Below are 14,585 nucleotides of genomic sequence, written 5' to 3'. Positions count from 1 at the left end.
GGGAACCGGGTCATGTCAGTCATCGAAATCGAAGACGCGCCGCGGCCGAGAATTTATGCCCGCAATGTGCTGTCCAACTGCCCGGAATGCGACGGCGATCTCACGGTGCTCCGCGTCATCGGCGGCCGCGCAGGACGCGAGTACTGGACCATGCGCTGCACCGATTGCGGCGGCATCCATCTCGACATCCTCAAGCCGCATCAGGCGGGCGAGGACGACGAGGGTCCGCTGCCGACCGCGTAGGGCCGAGGCTGCTGCCAACCTGCTGTCAGCAGGCTGCATGAGGACGGTCATTCACCCTTTATCGGGAGGCGGACTCATCCCATATTCGGCTCATGGCGAAGAAACCTGCTCCCCCAAAATCCCCTAAATCCAAAGCTCCGAACTCCAAGGCACATCGGCCCGACGTGCAGCCGATCGGGCCGGCCCTGGCCGAGCTGCTCAATCCCGCGATCAATCGCGGCGACGCCGGACTTGGCTCGGGCACCGGCCTGCAGCCGCCGCCGGACAATTCCCGCGACCGCCGCTCGGGCGGCGAGGCCGCGGCCCATCGCGCGCGGGCCTCGACGCCCAAAGACCTTCAAAAGCAGTTTCCGCAGGATAGTGCGCGGCCGATGCCGCTGCGGCCCAACCCGCAGCCGCCGGGCGCCCGGCAATCCACCGAGGTTGGTGGGCTGGAAGAAGCGCCGCAGGCCAATTACGGAACCGCGGCCACGATCCCGACGCTCGATCCGGAACTGGCGCGGCAGCTCGGCCTGCCCACCGAGGAGGACGATGCCGAGGCGCTGGCGCGTCCGCCGCGCAACAAGATGGAGGCGCTCGGCGTCAAGGCGACCGCGGAGGCGCTGGAGTCGCTGATCCGCGAGGGCCGGCCGGAGTTCCGCAAGAACGACGGCTCCACCAAGGTATGGACGCCGCACCGGCCGCCACGTCCGGAGAAGTCCGAAGGCGGCGTGCGCTTCGAGATCAAATCGGAATACCAGCCCAAGGGCGACCAGCCGACCGCGATCGCCGAGCTGGTCGAAGGCGTCCAGCGCAACGACCGCACCCAAGTGCTGCTCGGCGTCACCGGCTCGGGCAAGACCTACACGATGGCGCAGGTGATCGAGAAGACGCAGCGCCCCGCGCTGATCCTGGCGCCGAACAAGACGCTCGCCGCCCAGCTCTATGGCGAGTTCAAGAACTTCTTCCCCGACAACGCGGTGGAGTATTTCGTCTCCTATTACGACTATTACCAGCCGGAAGCCTACGTCCCGCGCACCGACACCTATATCGAGAAGGACTCCTCGATCAACGAGCAGATCGACCGCATGCGCCACTCGGCGACGCGCGCGCTGCTCGAACGCGATGACGTCATCATCGTCGCCTCGGTGTCCTGCATCTACGGTATCGGCTCGGTCGAGACCTATACCGCGATGACTTTCGCGCTGAAGAAGGGCGAGCGCATCGACCAGCGCCAGCTCATCGCCGACCTCGTCGCCTTGCAATACAAGCGCACCCAGGCCGATTTCACCCGCGGCACCTTTCGCGTGCGCGGCGACGTCATCGACATCTTCCCGGCGCACTACGAGGACCGTGCCTGGCGCGTGAACCTGTTCGGAGACACCATCGAGACCATCGAGGAGTTCGATCCGCTCACCGGCCACAAGCAGGACGAGCTCGAATTCATCAAGATGTACGCCAACTCGCACTATGTGACGCCGCGCCCGACGCTGGTGCAGGCGATCAAGTCGATCAAGTCCGAGCTGAAGCAGCGGCTCGACCAGCTCCACGACCAGGGGCGCCTGTTGGAAGCGCAGCGGCTGGAGCAGCGCACCACTTTCGACCTCGAGATGATGGAGGCGACCGGAAGCTGCGCCGGCATCGAGAACTATTCGCGCTACCTCACCGGACGCCGCCCCGGCGAGCCGCCGCCGACGCTGTTCGAATACGTCCCCGACAACGCGCTGGTGTTCGCCGACGAGAGCCACGTCACCGTGCCGCAAATTGGCGCCATGTTCAAAGGCGACTTCCGCCGCAAGGCGACGCTGGCCGAATACGGCTTCCGCCTGCCGTCCTGCATGGACAACCGCCCGCTGCGCTTCGAGGAGTGGGACATGATGCGGCCGCAGACCGTCGCGGTGTCGGCGACGCCGAGCGGCTGGGAGCTGAACGAGAGCGGCGGCGTGTTCGTCGAGCAGGTCATCCGCCCCACGGGGCTGATTGATCCGCCCGTCGACATTCGCCCGGCCCGCACCCAGGTCGACGACCTCGTCGGCGAGGTCCGCGCCACCGCGCAGGCCGGCTATCGCTCGCTGATCACCGTGCTGACCAAACGCATGGCGGAGGACCTCACCGAATATCTGCACGAGCAGGGCATCCGCGTCCGCTACATGCATTCCGACATCGACACCATCGAGCGCATCGAGATCATCCGCGACTTGCGTCTCGGCGCGTTCGACGCGCTGGTCGGCATCAACCTCTTGCGCGAAGGCCTCGACATTCCCGAATGCGCGCTGGTCGCGATTCTGGATGCCGACAAGGAAGGCTTTTTGCGCAGCGAGACCTCGCTGATCCAGACCATCGGCCGCGCCGCGCGCAACGTCGATGGCAAGGTGATCCTCTACGCCGACCAGATGACGGGCTCGATGGAGCGCGCCATCGCCGAGACCAACCGCCGCCGCGAGAAGCAGGTCGAATACAACACCGCCAACGGCATCACGCCGGAGAGCGTGAAGAAGCAGATCGGCGACATCCTCAACTCCGTCTACGAGCGCGACCACGTGCTGATCGAGGTCGGCGGCCACGACATGACCGACGACGTCATCTCGATCGGCCACAACTTCGAAGCCGTGCTCGGCGACCTGGAAACGCGGATGCGCGAGGCCGCAGCCGATCTGAACTTCGAGGAAGCCGCGCGCCTGCGCGACGAGGTCAAACGGCTGCGCGCCACCGAGCTCGCCGTGGTGGACGATCCCACCGCCAAGCAACGCACTGTGCAGGGCAAGGCCGGCGCCTATGCCGGCAGCAAGAAGTACGGCGACGCCGCGAATTTACCGGTCAGCGCCATGAAGAAGAAGACCGTGGGCTCCGCGCTGAAAGCCAGCGGCGGCGGTAGCGGTTCGAAGGTCCACAAGCCGCATCTCGACGAGATGCACGGCCCGGAATCGCTGCCCTATCGCGAGAACCGCGCGCTGCCGGCAAAGCCATTCGGCGGCGAGAGCCGGATTATTCAGCCGACGGACTCGCGGCAGTCGGGACCGGAGTTTGGGCCGGCGCCGAAGTCGACGGGCGGGATGCCCGGGCGGCGGGGTGGGTGGAAGAAGAGGTGATTGTCCGACACTGCGGCAGGGGTTGATCGTCGGCAAGCGAGACTCGCTCGGCGTTCCCCTCACCCCACACTCGCCGTCACCACGGCCATCACCGACAGCAGCAGCACGATGGTCACCAACTGCAGCGAGGCGACGGGCTGGGTGCGCCAGGCCGTGATCTTGTCGGACAGCGACAGATGGGCCTCGAAGAACTTTGGTTCGTAGACGGTCTTGAACAGGTGCGGGAAGCTCGGGCCGAGGGTCACGGCGAGCATGGCGTGGGCGAGCGAGGCGATGGCGACGAAGATGGCGACGCCGGGGTCGCCGACGAGATCGTGGTTGCCGCAGAGCTTGAGCAGGAAGGCGGCAGCGGCGAAGGTCGGGAAGCTCTGCAGGATCGTGGTCAGCGCGAGGCCTTCGAGCGCGTTGTGCAGGCGGGACTTTCTGACGGTGGCGAGGGCAGCCATGGCACGTCTCCCTGATGACATGCCGATGACGTTAGGCGCATCGGGAACGGGGTGATGTGAGATGGATCACGCGCCCTTCCTCACCTCGCCCGCTTGCGCGGAGAGGAAGCAGACTGCCGCTGCGGATCGAGGTCGCCCCTACAGCTTGCCCTGGCCGTTCACCTGACCCTGCTGCTGCCGCTGCTTGTCCTGTTCCTTGGCGTGATGCCTGCCGTAGAGGCAGCCGGCGGCGGCGCCGAGGACGCCGTGGTGGCCGGCGTAGTGACCGGCGACGCCGCCGACGACGGCGCCCTTGATGCAGCCCTTGGCGTTGGCGGCGGAGGTCGCGCCAAGCATCAGAAGGGCGGCGGCGATGGCGAAAAGCGGGGCTTTCATGGATCGATGTCTCCGGATGCGGTATCGGCGTCTCAACGGGCGCCGATGGGTCCGGGTTCCAGCGCCCGCCATGGCAGGAGGCGACCGCGATGTGCCCGCGGCGTCACGCAGGACGCAAAGCGCCGAGCGAATTCTTGCATGCGGAAACGCACGCAACCCGCAATTGCACCCCATGAACCGGGCATTGTGCTCGCGCGTCATACCCTGCAATCACTCTGTGATTTTGCGGATTGATGGACCCGCGAGCCGCACGATAGCGTTTGCAAAGCACGGCCAGTGAGGGCAGGAGCAGCATGACGGTTGAGAAGCTGAACAGGCAACGCGTGCTTCATCTGCTCGACGCCTTCGCGCGCGGCGATATCGAGGCCGCGCTGGCGTGCTGCACCGACGACGTCGACTTCCTCACTCATGCGCCGATCGACGTGCTGCCGCACATGGTGCCGCGCCACGGCAAGCAAGAGCTGCGCGAGCTCTGGCAGACGGTCTGGTCGCGCTATTCGGAAATCCGCTACAAGGCACCGCACATCCTGGCCGAAGGCGAGGCGGTCGCGACCTACATGCAGGCCTATTTCAGGAAACGCAGCAACGACCGCATCGTGCAGTTCGACATGGCCGTGTTCTACACCTTCCGCGGCGGGCTGGTGGCGGAGATCCGCGAGATCATCGATTCCTACGATCTGGTGCAGCAGGTGCTGGAGCGCGAGATCGGGCCGCTGATCGTGGGTGCACGGGTGGACTGAGCCTGCTCCTCCCCTGGAACCCGCACGCGATCCGCCGGGACCCGGGAGATTACGGGGTTTTGTTGCAAATCTCACAGATCGCCATCAATTGTGCATTGCGAAAACGTGAATTGCGTTTTGGCCGAAATCGGGTATTTTATTCGTATACAAATGAGTTGAGCCCCACCGCCTGACGGCGCTGGGGTCGTTTTCCGTTTTTCTTCGCAAAGCCAGCTTCAGGACTGCCCAAAATGACAGAGCACAGCCTCTGGCGTTTCTCGCGCGCGTTGCACCGCGCGATCAACGACCGGCATTTCGAGGACATCGAGGCCCTGATCGACGAGGACGTCGAATGGGCGCTCTACGGCCCGATCGACATGTTTCCGTTCCTCGGCGCGCGCCAGGGCAAGGACGCCGTGCTCGACGTCATCCGCCAGCTCGCCGACAATTTCCAGGTCCGCCGCTTCGACCGCGAGAGCATCATGCTGGGCGTCGATTCCGCCGCCTCGATGCTGCGCTATTCGCTGACGGCACTGGATTCCAACAAGCCGATCAGCTTGCGGGTCGCGCAGTTCGCCCAGTTCAGGGCGGGCAAGCTCACCAGCATGCGCGTCCTGATCGACACCTTCGACCTGGTCGAGCAGGCACTCGGCCGCGCCATTCATCTGCCGAAGATGACCAGCGTCGGCTGAGGGGGACGCCAACGGGCCCCGCTGTTCGGGACCTATGACAACGCCTGACGCGACGTCCTGGCCTCCAGCCCCGCCGGATGCCGTCGTGCCGGAAGCTCGTCGTCGGGCGCGCGCCTCTCGCGCGGCCCGTTGGTTCGCGTCCCCACGCGAGTTGCCACAATTTCGCAACGATAAATCCGCATTGATGCGAGCAGACCGAATGGCGCATGGTCATCACCACGGACCGTCTTATATTGGCGGACAACGTGCGCTGGGGTTGGCGGGCAGGACGATGGAATTCTCGACAGGTTGTGGCTGGACCAGGCTGCCGGTGCTGGCGGCCGCGTTCATCTTGGGCTCTGTGCTGACGGTTTCGGCGCAGATCATTCCGCCCTTCTCCCCACCCGCGGGCGCGTCCGACGAGGCCGAGACCGAGACGGCAGAGGCCCCCGACGTCAACGACCCCGACGTGCTCAAGGGCATCGACGTCGACAAGCTCGACTGGAGTCAGCTCGCGGTCGACGCCGGCACCGGCATCGACCCGATCGCCGCCAAGAAGCGCGCCCAGGCCGCCGCCAAGGACGGCCTCGACTGGTCGTCGAATGCCAATGCGAACGGCTCCTCGGCGGTGACGGTGAAACAGTCCGTGTTCTCGTTCTGGGATACGCGGATCGGCGCCGACATGACGGTGACCAGCGAGCCGCGGACGATGTCCGAGCTGCTGGCGCAAAAGGCCACCAATGGCGGCAACCTGCCGCAATCCTCCGGCAGCGCCTGGGCGACGGCGACCGCGCCCGGCGCCGGAGTCATCTGGGACAAGACCGCGGTGGAAGCCCGCGTCGATCCCGGCTCGGAACAGAGCAAGCTCGGGGCCTCGCTGACCAAATCGGTGCCGCTGTCCGGCGACACCTCGCTGACGCTGCAGAACGGCTATAGCGTCAACCAGCAAGGCACGAGTGCGGTCCCCGGCATCGGCGGCCACATCACCCGCAATTACGAGACCGACCAGTCCGCCAAGGTCACCCTCACCGACACCGGCACCAGCGTCACCGCCGGCCAGACGCTGTCGACCACGGACGACAAATGGCTGCGCAAGGTCGGCGCCGAGCAAAAGCTGTTCGACAACGTCACCGTCTCCGGCTCGGTCGGCGAGACCTCGCAGGGCGCGATCAACAAGAGCGTGACGGCGGGTTTCAAGAAGAGCTGGTAGGCCAAGCCTATACTCTTGCCCTCATCCTGAGGGCGCTCCAAAGCAGCGCGTCTCGAAGGATCGAGGCCGCGCTGCGAGGGCGGGGCCGGCATGGTTCGAGACGCGCGCGAAGGGGCGTGCTCCTCACCATGAGGGGGTGGGTTCCGACGCGCGTTACCGCCATTCAGACTCTCGTAACCATACGCCACGGCAAAACCCCCGAATGGTCCGCCCTTGCCGCATCTCGGCCCATTTGCGGCCCAATTCCGGCGCCCTGATGCAGGCTGCCTCACAGACGTCGTCGTGCGGGGGACACTCGCGCTGCGCTCAACGCGAACAGGGGAATAACGATGAACGCCATGCGTCCGGAAAAGACCGAAGCCGCCGAGACCGAGACGGTCGACACCAACCTCGCTGCAGTTACGGAAGTCGAAGCCGGCATCCGCGACTTCGTCCGCAACGACATCGCCTATCTCCGCCGTCCGGCGGCGACGACCACGGATGCGCCCCCGCTCGATCCGAGCGCGGAGGCCACCGTCACCAACGTCAACTCGCTGATCCAGCGCGTCGCCGGCACCTCGCTCGCCGAGATCGAGAATCTGATCTCGGAGCTCGAGAGCCTGCGTGACCTGCTCCATGCCGAGGGCCAGCGCGTTCAGCGCGAGATCTCCGGCTATGCCCAGCTCAGCCAGGCCGCGATGAAGTCGACCCGCATGATCGCCGACAACGTCGCGCAGTGGAAGCGCGCCGCCGACGGCCTGCGCAATAGCTGATCGTATTGAGCATCACCGAACCGCCGCGTTCCGAAAGGAACGCGGCGATTTTGATTCTGGGGGGTCTGTGCCCCGGCTCTGCGGCTCGCAGTGACGCGCCGCAGAGCCGGGGCCCATGGTCAGGATTCATGCGCGGCGCAATGGGTCCCGGCTCTGCGCCGCAGCGTTACACTCTGCGGCGCGTCCGGGACACGAGAGTGCACATTTGAACCCCCCGCGCCTTCCCGGCGACCAATGCCAAGCGCCCGCTTCTCTTGCGGCCGGGCCGGGGGACATTTCATGGAAAGCATTCGGCCCGACAACACGGACCCGATCTCGCTGCGGCCCGCGCCCAATCAGCTCGGCACGATCATGCTGCGCTTCGTCGGATTGCTGGTGGTTGCGATCGCGGTGCTGGCGTTCGTCTACAGCCGCTGATGCGGGGCCGTTTTCCGGCCCCGAGAACTTAACAGATTCCTACCGGCTCGCGTCGACAGCCGAGGCTTCCAGGGTGTAGGCGCCATCGGCATAGCCCTTCACCACCATGCCGGCGACCAACATCACTGCCAGCGTCGCGGTAGCGAAGAGAAATCCGACAAGCTTGAGTGCGCCGCGATCTGCCATGGTCCTCGTCCCCTGTACTCTGCCCAATTCGTTTCAATTAGACAGCGACAGGTTCATAATTAGTTAGCAACTCACTGGTTCCGCCAAACTGCTTCGCGGTAACCATGTTGCGCAGGCTTATGGCAGCCGCCCGGAATCGCGTCCATAGCGCGCGGGCAACACTCGCGCACTCATTTGCCCGTTCATCTTGGAACAGATCTAACCGCTCTTCCGCATCGGCACGAAAGCGCTGGCGGTGATGGAATAGACGTCCTCGCCGCGCTGGTTGGTGCCGGTGGTGCGGGCGGTCAGGATGCCCCAGCCCGGGCGCGAGGCCGAAGTGCGCTTGTCGGTGACGACGTTGACGTAGGCGACGGTGTCGCCGGCGAGCACCGGCCTGATCCAGCGCAGATCGCGAAAGCCCGGCGAAGGTCCCCACACCGCAACCTCCTCACCGCGCGATACGGCCTCGCGCGCCAGGCGCTGGCCGTCGGCGACAAGCAGGCTCATGCAGGCCGAGCCGACATGCCAGCCCGAGGCGGCAAGCCCGCCGAACAGCGAGCTCTTGCCCTCCTCCTCGTCGAGATGAAAACGCTGCGGATCGAACTTCGCGGCGAAATTCTTGATGGCCTCGGCCGTGAACGTATAGGTGCCGATCTCGCGGCGCTGGCCGATCTCGATGTCGTCGAAGAACCGCATCAGACCGCCCCCTCGCGCCGCTTGATCAGGATCGGCGAGGTCATCTCGCCCAGCGGCTCACCCTTGGCGTTGCGCACGGTGCATTTGAACTTGACGATGCCGAGCTCGGGGCGGCTCTTCGAGGGGCGCGCCTCCAACACGTCGACGTCGAGCATGAGATCGTCGCCGGGCCGGAGCGGCGAGAGCCAACGCACCTCGTCGACGCCGGGAGACCCCAGCGACGCGGCGCGGGTAATAAAACCGTCGGCCATCATCCGCATCATCAGCGAGCAGAGGTGCCAGCCCGAGCCGGACAGGCCACGCAGCATGCTCTTGCTGGCAGCCTCCTCGTCCAGATGCATCGGCTGCGGATCGAACTCGGCCGCGAAGGCCAAAATCTCGTCGCGGGTGACGTGGCGCGGGCCGAATGTTCCGAACCGGCCGGGCGGGAAATCTTCGAAGGTCAGGGTCATCTTGGGATTGGCTAGCGGAAATGACAGATTGTGGCCGCACTTTGCGGCAATCTCAACCCGCCGGCCCGCATGGCTCGTGCTACATACGGGGTGGCGGCGTTGGTCTTGAGTCGGATCAACCGAGGGCCAAGATCCATTTACCAAGGCCCGATGCCCTGGGGAGAGCAATGTTTTCATTCAGCGATCTGTTTCAGTGGGACCGCTTCATCACGCCGACGATCATCAAGACCTTCTATTGGCTGGTGATCGCGTTGATCTGCCTGTTCGGCCTCTCCGGCATCTTCTCCGGCCTGGCTGCGATGGCGATCAGTCCCTTTGGCGGCTTCCTGGTGCTGCTGTCGTCGATCGCCAGCGTCGTCGTCGGAATCGTATTCTCGCGCATCGCCGCGGAGCTGATCCTGATCGTCTTCCGCATCAACGAGCATCTCGGCGCCATAAGGGATCAGGGCGGCGGGTTGCGGTGAGGCAGACGCAGGTGGCGTAGTCACCGGCCTCGTAGGGTGGGCAAAGCGAAGCGTGCCCACGTCTTCCGTCGCAATATTGGTTAGACGGTGGGCACGGCGCGATGCGCCTTTGCCCACCCTACGGCACCGATGTCAGCGTCTTACGTGTTAAACCGGAAATGCATCACGTCACCGTCGGCGACGACGTATTCCTTGCCTTCGAGGCGGAGCTTGCCGGCATCGCGGGCGCCGGCTTCGCCGCCCAGCGCCACGTAATCCTCGAACGCAATCGTCTCTGCGCGGATAAAACCCTTCTCGAAATCGGTATGGATCACGCCGGCCGCGCCCGGTGCCTTGGTGCCGCGGTAGATGGTCCAGGCGCGTGCTTCCTTCGGGCCCACCGTGAAGTAGGTGATGAGGTCGAGCAGCGTGTAGCCGGCGCGGATCAGGCGATCGAGGCCGGCCTCTTCGAGACCCAGCGTCTCCAGGAAGTCGGCGCGCTCCTCACGCGAAATGGTGGCGATCTCGGATTCGATCTTGGCGGAGATGACGACGGCGACCGCGCCTTCCTTGGCGGCCTGCTCCTGCACCGCCTGGGAGAACGAATTGCCTGTTGCGGCCGAGCCTTCCTCGACGTTGCAGACATAGAGCACGGGCTTGGACGACAGCAGGCCGAGCATGCCGAAGGCGCGCTCCTCCTCCGCCTTGCGCTCGACGAGGCGCGCGGGCTTGCCTTCACGCAGCAGCACCAGGGTGCGGTTGACGAGGTCGAGCTGCTCCTTGGCGTCCTTGTCGTTGCCCTTGGCCTTCTTGGTGAGGTTGTCGACGCGCTTCTCGAGGCTGTCGAGGTCGGCGAGCATCAGCTCGGTCTCGATGGTCTCGATGTCGGCGAGCGGGGCGATCTTGCCCTCGACATGGGTGATGTCGGAATCTTCGAAGCAGCGCACGACATGCGCGATGGCATCGACCTCGCGGATGTTGGCGAGGAACTGGTTGCCGAGGCCTTCACCCTTGGACGCACCGCGCACGAGGCCGGCGATGTCGACAAAGGTCAGCCGGGTCGGGATGATCTGGCCGGACTTGGCGATCGCCGCGAGCTTGTCGAGCCTGGGATCGGGCACCGCGACCTCGCCGACATTCGGCTCGATGGTGCAGAACGGATAGTTCGCCGCCTGCGCCGCGGCCGTCTCGGTCAGCGCATTGAACAAGGTCGACTTGCCGACATTGGGCAATCCGACGATTCCGCATTTAAATCCCACGAGCGTTATTCCTTGCCGTTCTCGTCCTTGGTCAAAAATCCTTTCGCCTGCATGGCGAGATGCACCCTGTTGGCGAAGGTCGCGTCCGTGCCCTTGGCGACCAGGCCTGCGTGCTCGGCCACCGCTTCGCACAGCGCCGTCACCCAGTCGTTGTCGGCCTTGGCGAAGTCCGACAGCACGTGGCCGTGCACCAGTTCCTTGACGCCGGGATGACCGATGCCGAGTCGCACCCGGCGATAGTCGTTGCCGATATGCGCCGAGATCGAGCGCAGGCCGTTATGGCCGGCGATGCCGCCGCCGATCTTCACCCGCACCTTGCCCGGCGGCAGCTCGAGTTCATCGTGAAACACGGTGACGTCGCCCATGGCGATCTTGAAGAAGCTCGCCGCCTCCTGAACGCTGCGGCCGGAATCGTTCATGTAGGTCGTGGGCTTGAGCAGGATCACGCGCTCGGTGCCGAGCGTGCCTTCCGAGGTCTCGCCCTGAAAACGACGGCGCCATGGTGCGAAACCATGACGCCGCGCGATCTCGTCGACGGCCATGAAGCCGATATTGTGCCGGTTACGTGCGTATTTCGCGCCGGGATTGCCGAGCCCAACAAAAAGTCGCATGACGCGGCGCGCCCCTCGCTCGGCGCGCGATCAGAGACCGCGCGCCAGCTTTGAGAGATTACTTCTTCTTGTCGCCGCCGGCGGGAGCCTTGGCAGCCGCGGCAGGAGCAGCAGCGGCCGGAGCCGCAGCGCCAGCCGCCGGAGCAGCCGCAGCAGCGCCAGGAGCTGCAGCCGCAGCCGCGGCCTTCTGCTCTTCGGCGTAGCCGGACGGCGGCACGATGGTGACGAGGGTTGCGTCCTCGCGGGTCAGCGCCTTCACGCCGTTCGGCAGCTTGACGTCCGACAGATGCAAGGAGTGACCGATTTCCAGCGAGCCGACATCGGCCTCGATGTACTGCGGAATGCTCTCGACGCCGCATTCGAGCTCGATCGCATGGGCGACGATGTTGACCGTGCCGCCGCGCTTCACGCCCGGGGAGGCTTCCGACTTCACCACGTGCAAGGGCACGCTGATGCGGATGGTGGCGCCTTCGCCGAGCCGCATGAAGTCGACATGGATCGGGAAGTCCTTGACCGGATCGAGGTGGTAGTCACGCGGAATCACGCGGTGCTTCTTGCCCTCGAGATCGATGTCGACCAGCGTGGTCAGGAACCGGCCGGCGAGGATGCGCTGGCGCAGTTCGCGATCTTCGATCGAGATCGTGACGGGGGGCTGGTTGTTGCCATAGATCACTCCGGGCACTCGCCCGGCGCGACGCTCAGCCCGGGCGGCCCCCTTGCCGCTCTTCGGACGTGCGGTCGCCTTCAATTCCTTGACGGTCGTCGCCATGTCGTTAAGTCCTTGTTTTTGCAAAAGTTAATGGGCCGCAGCGCGGCCCATGGCATCGTTCGCAGCAAGCCTCCAGGGGTGCGGGGGCCACGAACTGGCGGGCTTTTACCCGGAAGATGCGGAAATGACAAGGAAATGCGAGGATTTTTTGTGCGGCCGGTATCCCGGGGAACACCGTCATGGCCGGGCTTGTCCGGCCATCCACGTGTTGCCGGGCACCAGGTTAGACGTGGATGCCCGGGACAAGCCCGGGCATGACGACCTCAGCTCGGCGCCCCGCCGAGCTTGGCCTCCACCGCCGCGAGTCGCGCCTTCAGCGCCTCGTTCTCCTCGCGGGCCAGGCGGGCCATGTCCTTGACCGCCTCGAACTCCTCGCGCTTGACCAGATCCATGTCGCGCAGGAATTTTTCGGCCTGGGTGCGCAGCACCGTGTCGAACTCGCGCTTGACGCCCTGGGCGGCACCGGCGGCATCGTTCATCAGGCGGCCGATCTCGTCGAAAAACCGGTTGTTGGTCTGGGTCATTTCGGTCTCCTGGCGGCCTCTACTTTGCGCGAACTCTCGAAAAGACAATGGCAATCCGAGCGGAACGGTTCAAGGCCCGATCGGAGGTATCCTTGTCATGCCCCGGTTTCCTTGCAATCGTATTCATCGTCCCTGCATAAGAAGAATCACAAGGCGCATGAGATGATCGACCAGCAGATCGCGATCCCCACCAGGGACGGCCACACCGCAACCTTCATCAGCCATCCCGAACGCGGCGGGCCGTTTCCGGTCATCCTGTTCTACATGGACGCGCCGGCGATCCGCGAAGAGCTGCGCGACATGGCGCGCCGGCTCGCGACCTCGGGCTATTACGTGATGCTGCCGAACCTCTATTATCGCTCCGGCGTGATGGAGCTCGGCGCGCTTCCGGCCGACCCGAACGCGCCGGAGCGCAAGCGCATGTTCCAGCTGATGGGGTCGCTCACCATCCCCATGATCATGGACGACACCCGGGCGCTGCTCACCTATGCCGAGGGCCAGGCGGCCGCGAACACCAGACTGGTCGGCACCGTTGGCTACTGCATGAGCGGCCGCTACGCCATCAACGCCGCCACGCATTTCCCTGACAGCGTCAAGGCGGCCGCCTCGGTCTACGGCGTGCAGCTGGCAACGGATCAGGCCGACAGCCCGCACCTGGCTGCGGCTAAGACCAAGGCCGAGCTCTATTTCGCCTGCGCCGAGACCGATGTCTACGCGCCGCCGGAGGTTATCGAGAAGGTCAAAGAAGCCATGAACGGCGCCAAGGCCGAGGTCGAGATCTATCCCGGCACGCATCACGGCTTCGCCTTCCCCAAGCGCCCGGTCTATGACCGCGACGCCGCCGAGCGGCATTGGGAGCGCCTGTTGGCGCTCTATCGCCGCAATCTCGTCCAGATATAGAAGGCGAGATGCAGCTTCTTCTCATCGACTTCCCCGCCTTCAAGCCGATTGCGCTCGAGATCGGCCCGTTCGCGATCCGCTGGTATGCGCTGGCCTATATCTGCGGCATCGTGTTCGGCTGGCTCTATGCGCGCTCGCTTCTGAAGAAGGAGCGCCTGTGGGGCGGCCCCGCGCCGATGTCGCTGCTGCAGATTGACGACTTCATCCTCTGGGTCACGCTCGGCATCATTCTCGGCGGCCGCACCGGCTACGTGCTGTTCTACAATCTGCCCTTCTTCATCGATCATCCTGCCGCGATCTTCCGGTTGTGGGAGGGCGGCATGTCCTTCCATGGCGGCTTCCTCGGCTGCGTCGTCGCGGTGATGTGGTTCGCCTTTCGCAATGGCATCTCGATCCTGTCGCTCGGTGACATCACCACCGCGGTCGCCCCGGTCGGGCTGCTGCTCGGGCGCATCGCCAATTTCATCAACGGCGAATTGTGGGGCCGCGCCACCGATGCGAGCCTGCCCTGGGCGATGATCTTTCCCAACGATCCGACGCAGCTGCCGCGTCATCCGAGCCAGCTCTACGAGGCCGGCATGGAAGGCATCCTGCTGTTCACCGTGCTCGCGGTGATGATCCGGCTCGGCGCGCTGAAGCGGCCGGGCATGATCCTCGGCGCCTTCATCCTGATCTACGGTCTGACCCGGATCGCCGGCGAGCACTTCCGCGAACCGGACGCCCAGCTCGGTTTCCTCTGGGGCGGATTAACCATGGGCATGCTGCTGTCGATTCCGATGCTTATCGTGGGCGGCATACTTATTGTATTGGCAGTCCGGCGCGGTGCGCCGAAGCCCGCAGGGGCCGTTCGTTAATTCATTTC

General features: G+C 65.0%; 19 protein-coding genes. 10 read left to right on the top strand and 9 right to left on the bottom strand.

All coding sequences use genetic code 11. From position 1 onward, the window contains the following. The first annotated feature begins 12 nt into the window (after positions 1 to 12). Together CIT37_RS07730 and uvrB are read left to right on the top strand one after the other, a co-directional pair. Positions 13 to 243: a hypothetical protein gene (locus tag CIT37_RS07730; protein ID WP_095424825.1), complete on the top strand. Its 231-nt coding sequence runs from the start codon at positions 13 to 15 to the stop codon at positions 241 to 243. Positions 244 to 335: 92 nt separating this feature from the next. After that, positions 336 to 3,311 (top strand): excinuclease ABC subunit UvrB, encoded by a 2,976-nt coding sequence (gene uvrB / locus CIT37_RS07725; RefSeq protein ID WP_095424824.1) that lies wholly within the window; start codon positions 336 to 338, stop codon positions 3,309 to 3,311. A 59-nt stretch (positions 3,312 to 3,370) separates the two neighbouring features. Here the strand turns inward: uvrB and CIT37_RS07720 are convergent, their stop codons facing one another. After that, positions 3,371 to 3,757: a hypothetical protein gene (locus CIT37_RS07720; RefSeq protein WP_038947454.1), complete on the bottom strand. Its 387-nt coding sequence runs from the start codon at positions 3,755 to 3,757 to the stop codon at positions 3,371 to 3,373. Positions 3,758 to 3,895: 138 nt separating this feature from the next. Further along, positions 3,896 to 4,132, bottom strand: coding sequence for a hypothetical protein (locus CIT37_RS07715; RefSeq protein ID WP_095424823.1), 237 nt, complete (start codon positions 4,130 to 4,132; stop codon positions 3,896 to 3,898). Between the two features lie 293 nt (positions 4,133 to 4,425). Here CIT37_RS07715 and CIT37_RS07710 point away from each other — a divergent pair, with 293 nt between their 5' ends. The 5 genes from CIT37_RS07710 to CIT37_RS07690 all read left to right on the top strand — a co-directional run bounded on the left by CIT37_RS07710 (position 4,426) and on the right by CIT37_RS07690 (position 7,901). Then, positions 4,426 to 4,872: a nuclear transport factor 2 family protein gene (locus CIT37_RS07710; RefSeq protein ID WP_095424822.1), complete on the top strand. Its 447-nt coding sequence runs from the start codon at positions 4,426 to 4,428 to the stop codon at positions 4,870 to 4,872. A gap of 230 nt (positions 4,873 to 5,102) precedes the next feature. Next, positions 5,103 to 5,543 carry a nuclear transport factor 2 family protein gene (locus CIT37_RS07705; RefSeq protein WP_038947455.1) on the top strand — a complete coding sequence of 147 codons (441 nt, stop codon included), beginning with the start codon at positions 5,103 to 5,105 and terminating at the stop codon, positions 5,541 to 5,543. Between the two features lie 271 nt (positions 5,544 to 5,814). After that, the gene (locus CIT37_RS07700; protein ID WP_028140178.1) at positions 5,815 to 6,732 is read left to right on the top strand and encodes a hypothetical protein; all 918 of its coding nucleotides are present in this window, start codon (positions 5,815 to 5,817) and stop codon (positions 6,730 to 6,732) included. Between the two features lie 329 nt (positions 6,733 to 7,061). Continuing rightward, complete coding sequence (locus tag CIT37_RS07695; protein ID WP_028140177.1) at positions 7,062 to 7,484, top strand: hypothetical protein; 423 nt, start codon at positions 7,062 to 7,064, stop codon at positions 7,482 to 7,484. Between the two features lie 279 nt (positions 7,485 to 7,763). Then, positions 7,764 to 7,901 carry a hypothetical protein gene (locus tag CIT37_RS07690; RefSeq protein WP_164936752.1) on the top strand — a complete coding sequence of 46 codons (138 nt, stop codon included), beginning with the start codon at positions 7,764 to 7,766 and terminating at the stop codon, positions 7,899 to 7,901. 39 nt (positions 7,902 to 7,940) lie between these two features. Here CIT37_RS07690 and CIT37_RS07685 read toward each other — a convergent pair whose 3' ends face one another. The 3 genes from CIT37_RS07685 to CIT37_RS07675 all read right to left on the bottom strand — a co-directional run bounded on the left by CIT37_RS07685 (position 7,941) and on the right by CIT37_RS07675 (position 9,217). Beyond that, entirely contained in the window at positions 7,941 to 8,087 is a 147-nt protein-coding gene (locus tag CIT37_RS07685; RefSeq protein WP_028140176.1) for a hypothetical protein, read from the bottom strand. Between the two features lie 198 nt (positions 8,088 to 8,285). Further along, positions 8,286 to 8,765: a MaoC family dehydratase gene (locus CIT37_RS07680; RefSeq protein ID WP_028140175.1), complete on the bottom strand. Its 480-nt coding sequence runs from the start codon at positions 8,763 to 8,765 to the stop codon at positions 8,286 to 8,288. Next, positions 8,765 to 9,217 carry a MaoC family dehydratase gene (locus CIT37_RS07675; RefSeq protein ID WP_028140174.1) on the bottom strand — a complete coding sequence of 151 codons (453 nt, stop codon included), beginning with the start codon at positions 9,215 to 9,217 and terminating at the stop codon, positions 8,765 to 8,767. Before CIT37_RS07675 ends, CIT37_RS07680 begins: the two co-directional genes overlap by 1 nt. 167 nt (positions 9,218 to 9,384) lie before the next feature. On the opposite strand from CIT37_RS07675, the gene CIT37_RS07670 reads away from it, so the two are divergent. Then, positions 9,385 to 9,681 carry a DUF4282 domain-containing protein gene (locus CIT37_RS07670; RefSeq protein WP_038947458.1) on the top strand — a complete coding sequence of 99 codons (297 nt, stop codon included), beginning with the start codon at positions 9,385 to 9,387 and terminating at the stop codon, positions 9,679 to 9,681. A 140-nt stretch (positions 9,682 to 9,821) separates the two neighbouring features. Here CIT37_RS07670 and ychF read toward each other — a convergent pair whose 3' ends face one another. From ychF to CIT37_RS07650, 4 genes are all read right to left on the bottom strand, one after another. Beyond that, positions 9,822 to 10,919, bottom strand: coding sequence for a redox-regulated ATPase YchF (ychF, locus tag CIT37_RS07665; RefSeq protein ID WP_028140173.1), 1,098 nt, complete (start codon positions 10,917 to 10,919; stop codon positions 9,822 to 9,824). Positions 10,920 to 10,924: 5 nt separating this feature from the next. Beyond that, positions 10,925 to 11,530, bottom strand: a complete 606-nt coding sequence (gene pth, locus CIT37_RS07660; protein ID WP_028140172.1) for an aminoacyl-tRNA hydrolase — start codon at positions 11,528 to 11,530, stop codon at positions 10,925 to 10,927. Positions 11,531 to 11,588: 58 nt separating this feature from the next. Beyond that, complete coding sequence (locus tag CIT37_RS07655; protein ID WP_028140171.1) at positions 11,589 to 12,299, bottom strand: 50S ribosomal protein L25/general stress protein Ctc; 711 nt, start codon at positions 12,297 to 12,299, stop codon at positions 11,589 to 11,591. Between the two features lie 263 nt (positions 12,300 to 12,562). After that, positions 12,563 to 12,823 carry an accessory factor UbiK family protein gene (locus CIT37_RS07650; RefSeq protein WP_095424820.1) on the bottom strand — a complete coding sequence of 87 codons (261 nt, stop codon included), beginning with the start codon at positions 12,821 to 12,823 and terminating at the stop codon, positions 12,563 to 12,565. A 162-nt stretch (positions 12,824 to 12,985) separates the two neighbouring features. Between CIT37_RS07650 and CIT37_RS07645 the strand changes: the two genes are divergently transcribed. Together CIT37_RS07645 and lgt are read left to right on the top strand one after the other, a co-directional pair. Continuing rightward, a complete protein-coding gene (locus tag CIT37_RS07645; protein WP_038947459.1) occupies positions 12,986 to 13,723 on the top strand; it encodes a dienelactone hydrolase family protein in 738 nt (245 codons plus the stop codon). A gap of 8 nt (positions 13,724 to 13,731) precedes the next feature. Then, positions 13,732 to 14,577, top strand: coding sequence for a prolipoprotein diacylglyceryl transferase (lgt, locus tag CIT37_RS07640; RefSeq protein WP_038947460.1), 846 nt, complete (start codon positions 13,732 to 13,734; stop codon positions 14,575 to 14,577). The last annotated feature ends 8 nt before the right edge of the window (positions 14,578 to 14,585 follow it).

The organism is Bradyrhizobium ottawaense (assembly GCF_002278135.3).
GTDB classification, from domain to species: Bacteria; Pseudomonadota; Alphaproteobacteria; order Rhizobiales; family Xanthobacteraceae; genus Bradyrhizobium; species Bradyrhizobium ottawaense.
This window is presented reverse-complemented; position numbering and strand designations above follow the sequence as displayed.

Coding starts and splice junctions, on each gene's coding strand:
- CIT37_RS07730 (WP_095424825.1), top strand. CDS start 13: ATGTCAGTCATCGAAATCGAAGACGCGCCGCGGCCGAGAATTTATGCC.
- uvrB (WP_095424824.1), top strand. CDS start 336: ATGGCGAAGAAACCTGCTCCCCCAAAATCCCCTAAATCCAAAGCTCCG.
- CIT37_RS07720 (WP_038947454.1), bottom strand. CDS start 3,757: ATGGCTGCCCTCGCCACCGTCAGAAAGTCCCGCCTGCACAACGCGCTC.
- CIT37_RS07715 (WP_095424823.1), bottom strand. CDS start 4,132: ATGAAAGCCCCGCTTTTCGCCATCGCCGCCGCCCTTCTGATGCTTGGC.
- CIT37_RS07710 (WP_095424822.1), top strand. CDS start 4,426: ATGACGGTTGAGAAGCTGAACAGGCAACGCGTGCTTCATCTGCTCGAC.
- CIT37_RS07705 (WP_038947455.1), top strand. CDS start 5,103: ATGACAGAGCACAGCCTCTGGCGTTTCTCGCGCGCGTTGCACCGCGCG.
- CIT37_RS07700 (WP_028140178.1), top strand. CDS start 5,815: ATGGAATTCTCGACAGGTTGTGGCTGGACCAGGCTGCCGGTGCTGGCG.
- CIT37_RS07695 (WP_028140177.1), top strand. CDS start 7,062: ATGAACGCCATGCGTCCGGAAAAGACCGAAGCCGCCGAGACCGAGACG.
- CIT37_RS07690 (WP_164936752.1), top strand. CDS start 7,764: ATGGAAAGCATTCGGCCCGACAACACGGACCCGATCTCGCTGCGGCCC.
- CIT37_RS07685 (WP_028140176.1), bottom strand. CDS start 8,087: ATGGCAGATCGCGGCGCACTCAAGCTTGTCGGATTTCTCTTCGCTACC.
- CIT37_RS07680 (WP_028140175.1), bottom strand. CDS start 8,765: ATGCGGTTCTTCGACGACATCGAGATCGGCCAGCGCCGCGAGATCGGC.
- CIT37_RS07675 (WP_028140174.1), bottom strand. CDS start 9,217: ATGACCCTGACCTTCGAAGATTTCCCGCCCGGCCGGTTCGGAACATTC.
- CIT37_RS07670 (WP_038947458.1), top strand. CDS start 9,385: ATGTTTTCATTCAGCGATCTGTTTCAGTGGGACCGCTTCATCACGCCG.
- pth (WP_028140172.1), bottom strand. CDS start 11,530: ATGCGACTTTTTGTTGGGCTCGGCAATCCCGGCGCGAAATACGCACGT.
- CIT37_RS07655 (WP_028140171.1), bottom strand. CDS start 12,299: ATGGCGACGACCGTCAAGGAATTGAAGGCGACCGCACGTCCGAAGAGC.
- CIT37_RS07650 (WP_095424820.1), bottom strand. CDS start 12,823: ATGACCCAGACCAACAACCGGTTTTTCGACGAGATCGGCCGCCTGATG.
- CIT37_RS07645 (WP_038947459.1), top strand. CDS start 12,986: ATGATCGACCAGCAGATCGCGATCCCCACCAGGGACGGCCACACCGCA.
- lgt (WP_038947460.1), top strand. CDS start 13,732: ATGCAGCTTCTTCTCATCGACTTCCCCGCCTTCAAGCCGATTGCGCTC.